The organism is Lactiplantibacillus sp. YT640 (assembly GCF_049745435.1).
Taxonomy (GTDB): Bacteria; Bacillota; Bacilli; order Lactobacillales; family Lactobacillaceae; genus Lactiplantibacillus; species Lactiplantibacillus plantarum.
In genome coordinates, this window is record NZ_JBMNVY010000003.1 from 200,757 (window position 1) to 215,785 (window position 15,029).

Sequence of the window (15,029 nt, forward strand, 5' to 3'; positions counted from 1 at the left end):
ATTAACCTTCCAAAATTTCTTTTTCTTTGTCCGCAACGATCGCGTCGACGTCCTTACCCGCTTGATCCGTTAACTTTTGGGCTTGGTCTTCTAACTGATGTAACTGGTCGTCAGTGAATTGACCATCTTTATGGCCCTTCTTCAAGGCTTCCATTGCATCACGACGCACGTTTCGAACGGCGACCTTGGCACGTTCACCTTCCGCCTTAACGTCCTTGGCAAGTTCTTTACGCCGTTCTTCCGTTAATTGCGGAATAACTAACCGAATCGCAGAACCGTCGTTAGCTGGGCTAATACCGAGGTCTGACGCTAAAATAGCCTTTTCGATTTCTTTAAGGGCACTCTTATCAAATGGGGTCACCATTAAGACCCGTGGTTCGGGTACTGTAATTGCCGCCATCTGATTAAGTGGTGTTTGCGCACCGTAATAATCTGCAGAAATCCGATTCAATAATGATGCGTTAGCCCGGCCAGCCCGAATATTACCGAGCTCGCGTTGTAAAGCGGCTTCCGCCTTTTTCATCCGTTCCTGTGCTTCTTTTAAAATTGGTTCTGTAATTGCCATATTATTTCCCCCTGACTGTTGTCCCGATGTGTTCACCGGCGACGACTTTCCGAATGTTTCCAGGTTCATTCAAGTTAAAGACCACGACAGGAATGTCATTATCCATCGATAAGGAACTTGCCGTAGTGTCCATCACTTGTAACCCTTTGTTGATAATGTCGAGATGGGTAAGCGTATCAAATTTAACTGCACTAGCATCCTTGTTAGGATCAGCCGAGTAAACACCATCGACGCCATTTTTGGCCATCAAAATCGCATCCGCGTTAATTTCAGCGGCCCGTAATGCGGCGGTCGTATCCGTTGAGAAATATGGACTCCCGGTACCACCGGCAAAAATAACGATCCGGCGTTTTTCTAGATGGCGCATTGCCTTCCGCCGAATGTATGGTTCCGCGATTTGTCGCATTTCAATGGATGTTTGAACCCGGGTCGGCACACCAATTGATTCGAGATTATCTTGGAGTGCCAAGGCATTCATAATCGTAGCTAACATGCCAATATAATCAGCTTGGGCCCGTTCCATACCCATCTGGGCACCAGCTTCGCCACGCCACATATTGCCACCGCCAACGACGATTGCAATTTGTACGCCCATGTCATAGACGTCCTTAAGTTCCTCTGCCACCGTTTTAATGACGGGGGGATTGATTCCAAAGCCCTTCTCACCAGCTAAGGCTTCCCCACTCAGTTTTAGGATTACACGCTTATATTTAACTTCCGACATCGTTTTGTCCTCCTCGAAATTATCTGTCTATCATTTTACCATATATTTCAATAAGCGTTTGGTATCAGCCGTAATCCGGCGCAAAAATTAACCGAATTCTCTTTTTAAAGCGGCTTCAACCCGTTACTTTACAAAAAGGGACTACGCCGAAAATTGCTTTCCGTCGTAATCCCCAATTAGCTAATCCCTTAGTCAGTAATTAGTCTTTAATTTGGTTCATAACTTCATCGATGAAGTTATCAGCCTTCTTTTCGATTCCTTCGCCAACTTCAAAACGAATGAATGAGCTAACCTTGCCACCCTTTGATTCGACAAAGTGCGCAACAGTTTGATCAGAATCCTTAACGAATTCTTGGTCATCCAAGCTAATTTCTGAAAGCCACTTGTTTAAACGGCCTTCAACCATCTTTTCAACAATCTTTTCAGGTTTACCTTCATTCAAGGCTTCCTTAACAAGCACGTCTTTTTCATGAGCTAACCGGTCAGCAGGAACTTGTTCACGGTTAACATATTCAGGATTGATAGCAGCGACGTGCATGGCAACGTCCTTAGCAGTAGCACTGTCAGCACCGTCTAAGACAACTAAGGCTGCAATTTGGCCACCGTTGTGGATGTATGAACCAAAACTTTGGTCAGCACCCTTTTCAACAACTTGGAAACGACGAAGACTGATCTTTTCACCAGTTACTTGAGTCGTTTCGATGACGTCATCTTTAACCGTCCCGTTAGCCGTCTTCAAAGCTAAGGCGTCGTCAACGGAAGCTGGTTCTTCTTCAGCGATCTTGTCGGCAACTTCAGTTACCAAGTTCTTGAACTTGTCAGTTGAAGCAACTGAATCAGTTTCACAGTTGATTTCAACAATGGCAGCTTTGTTGTCCTTGATTGCAACAGCAGCAATCCCTTCGGCAGCAACCCGGCCACTCTTCTTCTCGGCCTTAGCAACCCCTTTTTCACGTAAAACGTCAACGGCTTTTTCCATGTCGCCTTCAGTTTCAACTAACGCCTTTTTAGCGTCCATCATACCAACACCGGTTTTATCACGAAGTTCTTTAACTTGTGCTGCAGAAATCTTTGCCATAGTTTACTCTCCTTTGAGTATCTTGATTTTAGATAAAAAGCTGCCCGCAAAATCAGGCCGTAATGGTCCGCGATTTTTAGGCAGCCTAATTATTTCAATTAATTATTTGTCAGACTTGGCGTCGTTGTCGCCTTCAACAGCTTCAACGATGTCTTCCAATGAGTCAACGGACTTCTTAGCGTCCTTGTTGTCCTTGAAAGAATCTTCAGTAACATCTTCGTCTTCACCTTGACGACCTTCAATGACAGCATCAGCCATCTTAGAAGTGATCAAACGAACGGCACGAATTGCATCATCGTTTGAAGGAATAATAACGTCAATGTCATCTGGATCAGTGTTCGTATCAACCATCGCAACGATCGGAATGTTCAATTTTTGAGCTTCCTTAACGGCGATTTGTTCCTTACGAGGATCAACGATGAAGATTACATCTGGAATCCGAGGCATGTCTTCGATACCGCCCAAGAACTTTTCAAGCTTGGCACGTTGCTTCATTAATAATGAAACTTCCTTCTTAGGTAACCGTTCGAAGGTGCCATCAGCTTCCATCTTCTTCAAGTCTTTAAGACGCTTGATCCGTGTTTGGATGGTGTTCCAGTTAGTCAAAGTCCCACCTAACCAACGATGGTTAACGTAGTATTGACCTGCACGGGTTGCTTCTTCTTCGATTGAATCTTGGGCTTGTTTCTTAGTCCCAACAAACAAGATAACACCATCATCAGCCGCAGCGTCCTTAACGAAGTTGTAAGCTGAGTCAATCATCTTGACCGTCTTTTGTAAGTCAATGATGTAGATGCCGTTCCGTTCCGTAAAGATGTATGGTTTCATCTTTGGGTTCCAACGACGAGTTTGGTGACCGAAATGGACACCGGCTTCAAGCAATTGTTTCATAGAAATAACAGCCATAATAAATGTGCCTCCAAAAAATTTGTTTTATTCCTCCCCACCGTTCAACTAATCATGGCACTCTCCCGAGCACCGCCATGATTATCGCAGTAGGTGTGAATTGGTTTTAACACCGAAAATTAGTATACCGAAAATTACTAGTGCTTGCAAGCAATTTCATCAAGAATTTGTGAATTCCTGAAAGTGTGTTAAAATACAATCTCGCATAGGGGGCTCACTTAATAATGATAAAAGCCATCATTTTTGACCTTGACGATACGTTGTATGATCAAAAATCACCGTTCACTGCTGCCTTAACTAAAACTTTTAACCAGGCTTTGAGCAGCACTGAATTGGCACAAATTTTTAACCGGTTCCATGATTTTAATGACCGTACCTTTAACCAGGTCACTGATACAACTATGACGCTGGAAGCGTGGCAAACCGCCCGTATTCGACACGCGTTAGCACCCAGCAAAGTCCACATCAGCACTGATCGGGCTATCCAATTTGAAATGGCCTATCAGCAGGAACTAAATCAGATTTGCCTTTTCGATGGGCTGAGTGCGACGCTGACTAAACTCAGTCACGCTTTTAAAATTGGTATCATTACCAATGGGCCAGCGCCGATTCAGCATCAAAAGTTACATCAATTACAAATTGAACATTTCGTGCATCCGGATAACATCTTTATCTCAGAAGAATTGGGTATTGCTAAACCCGACCCATCGATCTTCACGACGTGGGCCCATCAGGTTGGCATCAAGGCCAACGAAGCCGTTTACGTTGGTGACAATGCAGCACTCGACATGACCAGTGCCAAACACGCTGGGTGGCAAACTTTTTGGTTTAATCACCGGCGCAATGACCAGGTGACACCGAGCGTAATTCCTGATCAAATCATCCAGAGTCCAGCGGAACTAAATGAACTATTGCTAGCACTTCTTCAAGCCGCCAGCGCTTCATAGACGCATACTGGCGTTAAAGCTACGAGCAGCTTATGCTGGTAACAACCACGGTAAGTACGTGCTAGCAAGACCTTTACCTAGCAACACTTAATTGTGTTATCGCTAACAAAATCGCTCACTTGTGAAGCCCACAGTCGTGCAACCAGCTCTATTGTGGGCTTTTTGTTATGGATAATAACAGCATTGAAAGTACGCTTGGGGTTAACGCTTCGAAAAGGCCCCATTTAGGTGAAAGCATAAAAAATGGCGTCACTCAGATGAGTGACGCCATTTTCAGTGATAATCGAGATTAATCAAACTTAACTTGTGTGTCAGCTTTACCAGTTTCGATGAATTGTTTGTTACTGTTCATTGAAACGTGCACCATGTTGTGAACGGCAGTTTCAGTGTAGAAAGCCGTATGTGGTGTAATCAAAACATTGTCGCGGTTGAACAAGTTCATGAAGACCTTGTCATCAATCGTTTGACCTTCAAGGTCTTTGTTGAAGATCTTAGTTTCGTATTCATACGTATCAAGAGCGGCACCGGCAACTTTGCCACTGTCTAAGGCTTTGATCAAGTCTTCTGAATCGATGAGTGTCCCACGAGCAAAGTTCAAGATGTAGGCGCCATCTTTCATCTTGCTGAAGGCATCCGCATTCAACATGTGGTAGTTATCCTTCAATGCAGGAACGTGTAACGTGATAACATCAGCTTGGGCGTATAATTCGTCCAAGGTGTCAACGTACATGCCTTCCTTTTCAAGTTCAGCATTCCGGTAAACATCGTAACCGATAACCTTAGCGCCGAAGCCTTTGAAAATATCGATGGCAGCACGGCCAATCCGACCAGTACCGATAACACCAACAGTCATGGTGTTTAATTCCTTGGCAATATCTGGTGCCCAACGGAAGTCTTGCTTAGCTAACTTCTTGTTGAACAATGGGGTTTGACGTAATAATTGCATCAATTGCGTTACTGATAATTCAGCAATCGCATTTGGTGAGTATGCAGGTACGTTAGAAATGTTTAAGCCACGTGCTTTAACAGTAGGAACGTCCAAGTTATCAACACCAACGTTACGAAGAGAGATGTTCTTAACCCCTTCGTCGGCTAACTTGTTCAATACTTCAGCAGTATAGTCCTTTTGTTGGTATACATCGGCACCGTCGAAGCCTTTAGCTAAGTCAACGTTGTCTTCAGTAAGTAATTCTGGAACTAATTTAACTTCAACATCTGGGTTTTCTTTCATCCAAGTATCGAAGAATGGACGTTCGTCATCACGTACAGCATATGCAATAATTTTCATTACAAAAATTCCTCCTATATATTGATACAGTAAATATTATAACAGTAAATGCGAGAAATAGAATCATAAATTGTGAAAACTTCGCTAAATTTTTACATCGTGAGCTGACAAGTATTTTAGCTTGGCAGCTCGCGATTGGTGTTTGAAGGCATATTCAGCCTTTAACGCACTTGATTTGTCACTGAAAGTTTCATGGTAAATTAATTGCAAAGGCCGCCGTGAGCTGACCCGCGTATATTTAGCCCCTTTGCCCGCATTGTGCGTTGCTAATCGTCGCTGCAAGTTATCCGTAAAACCACCATACAACGTTTGATCAGCACATAATAGGACATAAAAATAATATTTTTTGGTTGCCGTCGTGGACGCAGCCGGCTTACTTGTGCTTGCCATAGAGTAATGTGTGCACCTCTTCCCTGTATTCACCATCATCACGATAAACGACAAGCGGTGGCATGATTCGAACACCGTTGCGTTTCCCATCCTTGATCATTTCGATCAGAACCATGTTCGCTTCCCGTTGTGCTTTGGGATGGACGAACCGAATCCGTTTGGGTGCCAACCGATTGGTCGCCATGGTACTGAACAAGTCATCTAGTCGTTCAGGACGATGAACAAAATATGCTTTACCATTCATTTTTAACAAATCACTAGTTACCGCTAGGATCTGATCTAAATTAGCGGACAGTTCATGCCGTGCAATCGCCAAATGAGGATTTGGATTTTTAACGCTCTGCGGTCGATCTTTAAAATACGGTGGGTTACATAAGACTGTATCCACCGAATCTTTCGGTAGTTGGCGCGTAATTTCCAGTAAGTCTTCGTTCAGGACTGTCATTTGTTGGGTTAAATCGTTCAAAACAACACTGCGTTGAGCCATATCGGCCAACCGGGGCTGAATCTCGACCGCCGTAATATGGCCTTGAGTTTTAGCACTGGCGAATAGACCTACTGCGCCATTGCCAGCACAGAGATCCACGATCTGGCTCTTAACGCCCTTCGCAACCTGGGCAAAGTCACCCAACAGAACAGCATCCAGTGAGAACGCAAAGACTTGAGAACTTTGAATGATTTGAATATCTTGACTATATAATTGATCAATACGCTCATCGGCGTGTAACGTGACGTCTGCCATATTCGGCCACCTCTCCATTCAATTCGTCGCACAGCTATCATACAATTAACTTGCAGAATTTGCCAAATTTCGTCATACTGTGAGCAGTTATTAAACGAAAGGAAGATCGTGATGTTTTATTCATTTATGCGCGGACTAGTCCGGCTAATCATCACCATTATTAACGGTCGGCCCCGCTATCAAGGACGGGAAAACCTACCAGAGGGGGCCTATATCTTAGTTGGGCCACACCGCACGTGGTTTGACCCGTTGTACTATGCACTGGCTGGCAGCCCAATGAAATTTAGCTTTATGGCTAAGGAAGAACTATTTAAGAATCCCGTTCTGCGGTTCATTCTCGTTCATGCGAACGCCTTTCCTGTCAATCGGCAACATCCAGGACCTTCAGCAATCAAGACCCCCGTCAAATTTTTGCGCAGCGGTAAGCTTTCACTAATCATGTTTCCATCAGGAACGCGCCACTCACAAGAACTTAAGGGCGGTGCAACCGTCATCGCTAAGATGGCCGGTGTTCCACTAGTCCCAACCGTTTACCAAGGCCCATTGACCTTCAAACAACTCTTTAGCCGTCAGCGGGTTACCGTCCGTTTCGGTCAACCGATTGATATTGATCGTAAACTGAAATTGGATGAAGCTGGTCAAAAACAAATTGAGACTAAAATGTTGCACGCTTTTGACGACTTGGATCGTCAAATCGACCCAACGTTCAAATACGTTGATCCTGCTACAACCCGTCAGAAACATTAAGTTCGATAATAAAAAAGTGTCGGTGATCGCAATTTAAAGCGAGCCGACACTTTTTACTACTTGTTATCGTTTTTAGATGCAGCTTTCATCGAATTCAACATCTGATGTAACTTCTTTTCGGATGGGCGTTGACCCATTTGCATCATCATACTACGAAGCATCTCTTCACTAATTGGTGGATTTTGCTTCAAGTAATTTTGCATATAGTGCCGGGCACCGAAGAAACCACCAGTTAACCCAACCAATACGCCGATAACGACGATTAAAATCCAAATTCCTGTAGACACAGTCATTCCCCTCCCTTATTACAGTCTTCATTAAACTAGTCTACACAAATTAATAATAAAAGAAAAGGAAAATTTGTCAGTTGACAAATTTTCCTGAAATCGGTTAATCATCTCGAAGACCGCGATCGCGTTGCACTTGACGGACCTTTTCTGGCGTAACCTCTTTACCATCTTTATCATAAACCTGAAGCATTTCAACTTGTTGCCGAAAACCGGCGCGAAATTCCTTCAAGTATTTTTGCCGCAACTCTTGACGTTCGGCTTCTTCTAGCTCGGTGAGCCCCTCGGCTTTCGCCTTATGAGCTAACTCATTGATCCGAGCAAGCAATTCTTTTGAAATCAAATCAGCAGCCCCTTTCACTCTTGAAATATACACGAAAGTAGACCCTAAATCAATTAATAGTGTTTGTCAACCGAACATTTGTTTGAAAGCTATGAAACGCTATGCTACAATTGGTTTAACCAATAATGAAAATAAAAAATGAGGTGCCAAGATGAGTAAAACATCGGAAAGCAAACAAATGGCCGTTCTTCGCTTTATTTATGAACGTGTCAATGAAAAAGGATACCCGCCAACCGTTCGTGAGATTGGTGAAGCCGTTGACTTATCTTCGACTTCGACCGTTCACGGCCACATTTCACGGCTAGAAAAAAAAGGTTACATCCAAAAAGACCCAACTAAGCCACGTGCCATTGAGGTAACGCCAGCCGGTTTCGAAGCACTGGGCGTCGAAACTACGCCACATCAAATTCCGGTACTTGGAACGGTAACCGCCGGCCAACCAATTCTTGCCGTACAGGAAGCGACGGATTATTTTCCAATTCCTAAGGAACTTGAATCATTCGGTGGCGACCTTTTCATGCTCACCATCCGTGGCGAAAGTATGATCAATATCGGTATCATGAATGGTGATCAAGTCATTGTTCGGCGTCAAAGTTCCGCTGACAATGGTGATATCATCATTGCCATGACCGATGAAAATGAAGCGACTTGCAAGCGATTCTTCAAAGAGGCCGATCACTACCGACTACAACCTGAGAACGACACGATGGCCCCAATTATCTTGAACAACGTCTCTGTATTAGGCAAAGTTGTCGGTTTATATCGCGACATGCTGTTTCAGTAAACTATCACCCACAAGATGACAATTCAATTTGTCATCTTTTTTGTTCGCCAGTTTTTAGAGCAGGTTGATGGCATGCCTACAGATTCCACTCACAAATATTTACACCCTTCCCGCCGTGCCAGGGACGAGAGCACGTTATTTGCGACAAAAGCACGCCCCCATTCCGAATTCACCTTGCCATAATCCCGCAATGCCCAACCGATTGCCTTCTGAATAAAAAAGTCATCATCACCCCGATTCGTTAGTATCGCCGTTTGTAAATTGGCAATCCGTCCTCTTTCAAGCCTAATCGAAGCGCGATACCTACTCGTCGCACCTATTTATCGGTAGCTCGTAAATATACCACCCACTTGTTGTAAACAACCGTGCGCTGAGAGATACGCTGCAGGCACCTTGCGCCAGGCATCAACACTATCCCACTGTGGCGTTACTGTGATTTGGTGGTAGCACCATTGCTATTGAATCAGCGGCGCCTGATTCTCCCGATGTATCGACAGAAAAAGTGCTGGCGTCAAATTGGTTATTAGTCGGATCTCTTTTCAAAATATTTCAAATCTGTGACGAACAGCCAATAGTTCAATGGTATAATGATTATACTATTTTAAACATTGGGAGTTGGTTACATGTTGTTCCTAGCCATTATGGGCTTGATTGTTTTTCTATTAGCATTATTTTCCGTGATTTACGCACGTCAAACCGGTGGTGGTTGGAAATTTCTAACACTAATTACGGTCCTCAGCGCCCTGGTCACCATCTACGCGGTCGTTAAATTGCCTTACTGGCCATACAACCAGTCACAGCAATCGGCGCGCAAAGCATCATCTAGCACGAGTACTAGCGCTAGTACCAGCAAGTCCAAATCAACGAGCTTGAGTTCCTCACAAGTCGTTTTTAACGAAGCCAGCACCAAACGCGCGGCCGCAACGACTAAGTTGAATGAAGAAAATATCCTTAAACAATTACAATCTAACTATCAATCGATTGGTACCGTTGCATTCACCAAGTCAACGAAAACATATACGATTACGCCAACCAATAAAAAGTACGTTAAATCTTTGAAGACGATTAAATCATATCCATCTCAAAACCAAAAAGCAATCACCACGATTACTTCGAATTTTAAATCGTTGTCAAAATCGCTCCAAAAGAATCTTGCCGCTGGTTACACGATTCAGTTGCTACAACCAGATACCACTGACAAGACGCTGTTGAGTGTCCAAGATGGTCAAATTATGACCAATAACTTCAAATAGGAAAAGTCACTTGTCTAGCAAATTTGCTAGTAACAAGTGACTTTTTTGTTTAAACTTGTTGATCCAAATATTGACGTTGTTCGTTCTTTTGACCGGTCAATACGAATCGATGGGGATCATCAGCATAGCTGACCGACTGATCATCGGCCCGCCATTGCAATTGATGACTGAATAAGGCTTCATACTCCGCCACACTAACTCGGCGACGACGAGCCAACCGTTGTGGTAGGCCATGATCTAAACCGGTCTGATAATCCGGCTGAATAACCCCGGTATAAAATTCACCCTCGGCACCCGAGCCATAACTGAATAATCCGAGTCGATTCCCTGGTTGTAACTGAGGATCAGTCAGTAACTGCGATAACAAGCTCAAATAGAGTGAACCAGTATACAAGTTACCAACTTGTCGATTTAGCTGACGCGCATGTTCGAAGTGCGCCAACCACTGGGCTTGTTTCTCGGCATCAACTAATGGTAACACGCTTCGAAGCGCTTTAAGTCCCATCTTTGTATATGGCAAATGAAAAACCAAGGCCGTCAGTGTGTCTGGACTAGTTTGAGTCGTTTGCAGGTAATTCTTAAACACATCTTGAAAATAATCAATATAGATATTAGACGAGTATTTGCCGTCAACTAGGGCTTCTGTATGATACAACGGTCGCCAAAAGTCCATCACATCTTCGCTCAGTAGACTTGACTCAGTACCCAGTACTAATACTTTAGGATCCGCACTAATTAACATAGCAACCGCCCCACCACCTTGAGTTGGCTCGCCCGGTGTGTTCAATCCGTAGCGTGCCACGTCACTACCAATGACCAGCGCCTTTTTATCTGGATGAACACGCACGTGATCTTGGGCCAGTTGGACACCAGCCGTCGCCGCATAGCAGGCTTCTTTCATTTCAATTGTTCGAACCCGCTGACTCAAACCGAGCAACTTAGCGACGTAAATCGCACTCGCTTTGGAATTGTCGATCCCCGACTCGGTACCGACGACTAATAAATCAATAGCCGCAATGTCAGTCGCTGTCAGCATCGGTGCGGCAGCATTAGCAGCTAACGTCACTACATCCTGACTCGGCGGAATCACCGCCATTTTAGACTGACCAATACCAATCAAATACTTATCAGGTTCTGCCTGGCGAGCTGTTGCCAGTTCCGCCATGTCTACGTATAAATGTGAAGTTGCAAAATGCAACTTGTCGATTCCAATTTTCACGTCTTTTCCTCCAATTTGTTAATGACAATAAGGGATTAATATGCACGTCCGCGTGGCCCTAAGTAATGAAAATCAGGGTCAGTTCCGACCCGATAGCAGCCGAAAGCCCGACTAATTTCATTATGAAAAGTCACAACAATTGCCGGTGTCGCCCAAGTAGACGCCGCCCAAAAAACGGTGTCATCAAACGCCCGGTTGTCATTCGGGTAGCGGTGATAGCCTTGTACATTGTCCCAAATGGTGCCGTGCGTATTCAACCAATCTTCAGCAAGTCCGGCGTCCACCTGCATCATCACGTCTTGATTATCAGCAATCAAACTACTTAGTTTTTGCCAATCGAGTTGCCAATCATGAATATGGGGATTCAGTCCGCGTGTGCCAAGTGGTGTATGCCCCAATGCGATCGGTGTCAATTCTACAAAGTCCATCTTGACCACCCCGTTCGTTAACCATCCTAAGATTTCTTAACTATTATAGCATTTCACGACAAAAATACTGCCCGCAATTGCTTGACCTGGGACGGGTTCCATAATTTATGCTGTTATTAAATAAGGCGATCAAGACAAGCACCAAGTAAGGAGCGCGGTAAACATGTGGTTCTCACGTCATCAAAAACGAAATAGTCTTCAGGCACCTGTCGCTGGTACTTATACGGCGATTCCCACTGCCACATCACCCCAACAAATCGGGCTATTAGCCATACAACCGACCAGTCCGGTGATTAATGCCCCGATTGATGGTGATATCATTAGCCTGTCACCCTCGCGTCTCGTTATCAATTCGCTGAGCAATCAACATATTGAACTGCGTATCGACCGACGAACTTCCACAACAACTGTACCTGGCAAGTACGCGTGGGCGATTCCGTTTCACCATTAACAATTGTAGGGACACTTTATGGATCCTTAAAAGACGTCACCATCGCTGTCTATCGAATTGATACCATTCAGGCCACTAATTGGGTTTCACTCGCAAATAATTAGCTGTTTACGGCTATAGATTCATATCCGCTAATTGGGCATTTCGGTTGTCAAAATATAAATTTGACGGTTGTGAATATTTCTAAGTCCACCTTGACACCCATCGCCCAATCTCAAAAAGATAAATCACAATAATCACTTTTCCAACAGCTTCAACGGGCCATGCTACTGTGCCCAGTTGGAGTTGTTTTTTTGCAAACTACTCAACACTGCCAGGTGTGAAATTTGAAATAACATGACGCATCGCTGTCGACGTACTTGATTGGTGGTGTAATTGACAAGCTATCGTGACATCATTACAATTTTTGTGGTTTGATATTTGATTGCTTTATACCTTAATTCAAGCTATGATATTCATACTGGTTTAAAATTCCTTTCTTTATTAATCAGTAGGAGCCCTGATTAATAGATCAATCTAAAAATTATAAAAAGGTCGGATACAATTATCATGAAAACCATGAGTCTTGTTGTTCCATGCTATAACGAGGAACCAACGATTGAAATCTTTTATAACACCGTTGAAAAAGTCCTGGCAGATAATCCAGAGTCGTTCAAGGATATCACTACTGAATATGTTTTCGTTAATGATGGCTCATCTGACGACACTTTGAACGTACTACGAACTTTAAACGCCGCCCATCCTGACACTGTTCACTATGTCTCCTTTTCGCGAAATTTCGGTAAGGAAGCTGGTTTATTAGCCGGCTTAGAACACACTATCGGCGATTACGTCGCCGTCATGGACGTTGATCTACAAGATCCACCAACTTTATTGCCTAAAATGCTGGCGATGCTTCAAACCGGTGACTATGACTGTATCGGAACAATGCGGGAAAATCGTGTCGGTGAACCAATGATTCGGTCATTCTTATCACGCTCGTTTTACTCAGTTGTCAACAAAATTTCAAAAGTACAAATTATTCCAAACGCCCGTGATTACCGGTTAATGACACGTCAGATGGTTGATGCCATCTTGGAATTGCCCGAATATAACCGATTTTCAAAAGGCATCTTCAACTGGGTCGGTTTCCGAACGACTTATTTGAAGTTTGAGAATCAGCCCCGCTCCGCTGGCGAAACACACTGGTCAATTTGGCAGCTGTTCAATTATTCAATGGACGCTATCGTCGACTTTTCAGATGTACCCCTGAAGATTGCGACCTTCACCGGTGGCTTGCTCTCACTAATCTCAATTATCAGTATATTTGTCGTTATTATTCGTAAAATATTATTTGATAACAGCGTCAGTGGTTGGGCTTCAACCGTCACAATTTTGCTCTTAATCGGCGGCATCCAGCTGTTCTGTCTGGGGATTATCGGTAATTATATTGGTAAAATTTATATCGAATCAAAACACCGGCCCCACTACATTGTGCAGGAAAAGAAGTAAACTTTTCAACCTAAACTGAGACGCATACGACCATATCGGGAAAATGGTATGGTCGTGTGCGTTTCGGCATCTGGATGAAGTTAAAGGTTATGAATGAAATTATTATTTAAAAGCTCTTTTGGGGGCATCAGTCCTTGTCAAGTTGATGAATGAAATAATATGATTTTTAATTACTTTTCAAACGGCTTCATCGCGGTATTCAAATGCGGTAGAGCCGTTTCTTTGTACTATTCGTATGATTTCATTAAAGTATTAAAAGCCTGGTTAAAGGTATCAACCACCGCCTCGCTGGTTGGCTGACTTAACTAAAGATGTTTTAGAGCGCCGTAAATCGGGCTTTGTGCTTGTTATTAGCCCATAAACGACTTCGGTGGAATCGGATAATCCTACTTGGTTAGACTGAGTTACTTGATTTAATTTCTTACTTAGTTTGTTTGATGCGTTGAGGCCGCTTAATACAACTTTAACATTTTAGATGGAGTACAGATACAGACATCAAGTGTTTAACTGAAAACCCAAAACCAATCGATTCATGATGAAGCCACTTATTATAGACTGAGCGCGACAAACCTGGCTTGCTAAACAAGGTGGCCTGAACACCATGAATATCCGAGCCGACGGTTTTGATTCCTTGATAGGCTAATTTATGTTGTGCATTCAATCTTTGTGCTGTATTTTTTGGATTTTTTTAAAAAGAAGTCAAACCTCCTGCTCCTTGATTTGAATCTTAAGTTGACGTTTCTTGAGCCTTAGTCGTTCAACCTCAGTCATTTTTTCAATTGGTTTCGTCCATCCAAGCCGGTCTTTAAGTGCGATGTAACCATTGGTGGTGGTTTTGAGCATCCAGAAACGGATTTGCTGATAAGATACATTGTAATGTTTCGCTGCTCGGGAATATGCATGTTCACTCACCGTAATGTATTCAACGATTCTAATGCGTTCTTCAAAAGTTATTTTTCTACTCATAATGTGGACCAGCAATTCACTGATCCGGTCCTCCAGCCGTCTAGTACTTCTAAGGCCAAATCTGATTTGAATATCCCACAAACTACTTTCATCATTCAAGTACGCTGATATGGCCTGCCGCTTAATCTCTGAGATATATCGAATCCAATTGTGCTGTTCTTTTAATCCTTCCAGACCATCCTGCATATAAAAATTTTGACATCTGATGAAAGTACTTCGAGCGATACCACACGCTTTAAAACACGTTGATTTAGTCAGGTTAGTTTTTTCAAGACCCAGAATAATAGCTAATTTTTCTGTGACCATAAAATTGGTTCTAGATATAATAAAATCTCCTTAAAATTGATAGATGAAGTATATCATTTCATCTATCAACCTTAAGGGGACTATAGCACTTAAAACTGTCTGGCTCGTTTTGGT

At 43.4% G+C, this 15,029-nt stretch carries 19 protein-coding genes; 6 read left to right on the top strand and 13 right to left on the bottom strand.

Going from position 1 to position 15,029, the window contains the following annotated elements; genetic code table 11:
• Position 1: 1 nt before the first annotated feature.
• The 4 genes from frr to rpsB form a co-directional block, all read right to left on the bottom strand.
• Positions 2-565 (bottom strand): ribosome recycling factor, encoded by a 564-nt coding sequence (frr, locus tag ACOV1R_RS03745; RefSeq protein ID WP_003640736.1) that lies wholly within the window; start codon positions 563-565, stop codon positions 2-4.
• Between the two features lies 1 nt (position 566).
• On the bottom strand, positions 567-1,289 hold the full coding sequence (gene pyrH / locus ACOV1R_RS03750) for a UMP kinase (RefSeq protein ID WP_003640737.1): 723 nt from the start codon (positions 1,287-1,289) through the stop codon (positions 567-569).
• Positions 1,290-1,488: 199 nt separating this feature from the next.
• Complete coding sequence (gene tsf / locus ACOV1R_RS03755) at positions 1,489-2,367, bottom strand: translation elongation factor Ts (protein ID WP_003644498.1); 879 nt, start codon at positions 2,365-2,367, stop codon at positions 1,489-1,491.
• Positions 2,368-2,469: 102 nt separating this feature from the next.
• Positions 2,470-3,273: a 30S ribosomal protein S2 gene (gene rpsB, locus ACOV1R_RS03760; RefSeq protein WP_003640739.1), complete on the bottom strand. Its 804-nt coding sequence runs from the start codon at positions 3,271-3,273 to the stop codon at positions 2,470-2,472.
• Between the two features lie 224 nt (positions 3,274-3,497).
• Between rpsB and ACOV1R_RS03765 the strand changes: the two genes are divergently transcribed.
• Positions 3,498-4,220, top strand: coding sequence for an HAD family hydrolase (locus ACOV1R_RS03765; RefSeq protein ID WP_003640740.1), 723 nt, complete (start codon positions 3,498-3,500; stop codon positions 4,218-4,220).
• A gap of 289 nt (positions 4,221-4,509) precedes the next feature.
• Here ACOV1R_RS03765 and ACOV1R_RS03770 read toward each other — a convergent pair whose 3' ends face one another.
• The 3 genes from ACOV1R_RS03770 to ACOV1R_RS03780 form a co-directional block, all read right to left on the bottom strand.
• Positions 4,510-5,508 (bottom strand): D-2-hydroxyacid dehydrogenase, encoded by a 999-nt coding sequence (locus ACOV1R_RS03770; protein ID WP_003640741.1) that lies wholly within the window; start codon positions 5,506-5,508, stop codon positions 4,510-4,512.
• An 84-nt stretch (positions 5,509-5,592) separates the two neighbouring features.
• Entirely contained in the window at positions 5,593-5,898 is a 306-nt protein-coding gene (locus tag ACOV1R_RS03775) for a GIY-YIG nuclease family protein (protein WP_003645628.1), read from the bottom strand.
• Complete coding sequence (locus tag ACOV1R_RS03780) at positions 5,882-6,640, bottom strand: tRNA1(Val) (adenine(37)-N6)-methyltransferase (protein WP_003645629.1); 759 nt, start codon at positions 6,638-6,640, stop codon at positions 5,882-5,884. The genes ACOV1R_RS03775 and ACOV1R_RS03780 overlap by 17 nt, the downstream gene beginning before the upstream one ends.
• Before the next feature lie 111 nt (positions 6,641-6,751).
• Here ACOV1R_RS03780 and ACOV1R_RS03785 point away from each other — a divergent pair, with 111 nt between their 5' ends.
• On the top strand, positions 6,752-7,387 hold the full coding sequence (locus ACOV1R_RS03785) for a lysophospholipid acyltransferase family protein (protein WP_003645630.1): 636 nt from the start codon (positions 6,752-6,754) through the stop codon (positions 7,385-7,387).
• A 56-nt stretch (positions 7,388-7,443) separates the two neighbouring features.
• Here ACOV1R_RS03785 and ACOV1R_RS03790 read toward each other — a convergent pair whose 3' ends face one another.
• Positions 7,444-7,680: a YneF family protein gene (locus tag ACOV1R_RS03790; RefSeq protein ID WP_003640745.1), complete on the bottom strand. Its 237-nt coding sequence runs from the start codon at positions 7,678-7,680 to the stop codon at positions 7,444-7,446.
• A 97-nt stretch (positions 7,681-7,777) separates the two neighbouring features.
• Positions 7,778-8,017, bottom strand: a complete 240-nt coding sequence (locus ACOV1R_RS03795; RefSeq protein WP_003644501.1) for a DUF896 domain-containing protein — start codon at positions 8,015-8,017, stop codon at positions 7,778-7,780.
• 151 nt (positions 8,018-8,168) lie between these two features.
• On the opposite strand from ACOV1R_RS03795, the gene lexA reads away from it, so the two are divergent.
• Complete coding sequence (gene lexA, locus ACOV1R_RS03800; protein WP_003640747.1) at positions 8,169-8,801, top strand: transcriptional repressor LexA; 633 nt, start codon at positions 8,169-8,171, stop codon at positions 8,799-8,801.
• An 89-nt stretch (positions 8,802-8,890) separates the two neighbouring features.
• Here the strand turns inward: lexA and ACOV1R_RS03805 are convergent, their stop codons facing one another.
• Complete coding sequence (locus ACOV1R_RS03805; protein ID WP_089197934.1) at positions 8,891-9,121, bottom strand: DNA alkylation repair protein; 231 nt, start codon at positions 9,119-9,121, stop codon at positions 8,891-8,893.
• Between the two features lie 303 nt (positions 9,122-9,424).
• On the opposite strand from ACOV1R_RS03805, the gene ACOV1R_RS03810 reads away from it, so the two are divergent.
• The gene (locus ACOV1R_RS03810; protein WP_003645631.1) at positions 9,425-10,054 is read left to right on the top strand and encodes a hypothetical protein; all 630 of its coding nucleotides are present in this window, start codon (positions 9,425-9,427) and stop codon (positions 10,052-10,054) included.
• Between the two features lie 49 nt (positions 10,055-10,103).
• Here the strand turns inward: ACOV1R_RS03810 and ACOV1R_RS03815 are convergent, their stop codons facing one another.
• Complete coding sequence (locus tag ACOV1R_RS03815; protein ID WP_015380455.1) at positions 10,104-11,273, bottom strand: hydroxymethylglutaryl-CoA synthase; 1,170 nt, start codon at positions 11,271-11,273, stop codon at positions 10,104-10,106.
• Positions 11,274-11,308: 35 nt separating this feature from the next.
• The gene (locus tag ACOV1R_RS03820) at positions 11,309-11,701 is read right to left on the bottom strand and encodes a hypothetical protein (protein WP_003645633.1); all 393 of its coding nucleotides are present in this window, start codon (positions 11,699-11,701) and stop codon (positions 11,309-11,311) included.
• Positions 11,702-11,864: 163 nt separating this feature from the next.
• Here ACOV1R_RS03820 and ACOV1R_RS03825 point away from each other — a divergent pair, with 163 nt between their 5' ends.
• Both ACOV1R_RS03825 and ACOV1R_RS03830 read left to right on the top strand, forming a co-directional pair.
• Complete coding sequence (locus ACOV1R_RS03825) at positions 11,865-12,152, top strand: hypothetical protein (RefSeq protein WP_236039307.1); 288 nt, start codon at positions 11,865-11,867, stop codon at positions 12,150-12,152.
• Positions 12,153-12,701: 549 nt separating this feature from the next.
• Entirely contained in the window at positions 12,702-13,643 is a 942-nt protein-coding gene (locus tag ACOV1R_RS03830) for a glycosyltransferase family 2 protein (RefSeq protein WP_003645635.1), read from the top strand.
• Positions 13,644-14,342: 699 nt separating this feature from the next.
• Here ACOV1R_RS03830 and ACOV1R_RS03835 read toward each other — a convergent pair.
• A complete protein-coding gene (locus ACOV1R_RS03835) occupies positions 14,343-14,915 on the bottom strand; it encodes a helix-turn-helix domain containing protein (RefSeq protein WP_003645636.1) in 573 nt (190 codons plus the stop codon).
• Between the last annotated feature and the right edge of the window lie 114 nt (positions 14,916-15,029).

What these genes read in the sequence shown, in the direction of transcription:
- frr (WP_003640736.1), bottom strand. Translation starts at nt 565, where the DNA reads ATGGCAATTACAGAACCAATTTTAAAAGAAGCACAGGAACGGATGAAA.
- ACOV1R_RS03810 (WP_003645631.1), top strand. Translation starts at nt 9,425, where the DNA reads ATGTTGTTCCTAGCCATTATGGGCTTGATTGTTTTTCTATTAGCATTA.
- ACOV1R_RS03770 (WP_003640741.1), bottom strand. Translation starts at nt 5,508, where the DNA reads ATGAAAATTATTGCATATGCTGTACGTGATGACGAACGTCCATTCTTC.
- ACOV1R_RS03835 (WP_003645636.1), bottom strand. Translation starts at nt 14,915, where the DNA reads ATGGTCACAGAAAAATTAGCTATTATTCTGGGTCTTGAAAAAACTAAC.
- ACOV1R_RS03825 (WP_236039307.1), top strand. Translation starts at nt 11,865, where the DNA reads ATGTGGTTCTCACGTCATCAAAAACGAAATAGTCTTCAGGCACCTGTC.
- ACOV1R_RS03820 (WP_003645633.1), bottom strand. Translation starts at nt 11,701, where the DNA reads ATGGACTTTGTAGAATTGACACCGATCGCATTGGGGCATACACCACTT.
- ACOV1R_RS03830 (WP_003645635.1), top strand. Translation starts at nt 12,702, where the DNA reads ATGAAAACCATGAGTCTTGTTGTTCCATGCTATAACGAGGAACCAACG.
- ACOV1R_RS03785 (WP_003645630.1), top strand. Translation starts at nt 6,752, where the DNA reads ATGTTTTATTCATTTATGCGCGGACTAGTCCGGCTAATCATCACCATT.
- lexA (WP_003640747.1), top strand. Translation starts at nt 8,169, where the DNA reads ATGAGTAAAACATCGGAAAGCAAACAAATGGCCGTTCTTCGCTTTATT.
- rpsB (WP_003640739.1), bottom strand. Translation starts at nt 3,273, where the DNA reads ATGGCTGTTATTTCTATGAAACAATTGCTTGAAGCCGGTGTCCATTTC.
- ACOV1R_RS03790 (WP_003640745.1), bottom strand. Translation starts at nt 7,680, where the DNA reads ATGACTGTGTCTACAGGAATTTGGATTTTAATCGTCGTTATCGGCGTA.
- ACOV1R_RS03780 (WP_003645629.1), bottom strand. Translation starts at nt 6,640, where the DNA reads ATGGCAGACGTCACGTTACACGCCGATGAGCGTATTGATCAATTATAT.
- ACOV1R_RS03775 (WP_003645628.1), bottom strand. Translation starts at nt 5,898, where the DNA reads ATGGCAAGCACAAGTAAGCCGGCTGCGTCCACGACGGCAACCAAAAAA.
- pyrH (WP_003640737.1), bottom strand. Translation starts at nt 1,289, where the DNA reads ATGTCGGAAGTTAAATATAAGCGTGTAATCCTAAAACTGAGTGGGGAA.
- tsf (WP_003644498.1), bottom strand. Translation starts at nt 2,367, where the DNA reads ATGGCAAAGATTTCTGCAGCACAAGTTAAAGAACTTCGTGATAAAACC.
- ACOV1R_RS03765 (WP_003640740.1), top strand. Translation starts at nt 3,498, where the DNA reads ATGATAAAAGCCATCATTTTTGACCTTGACGATACGTTGTATGATCAA.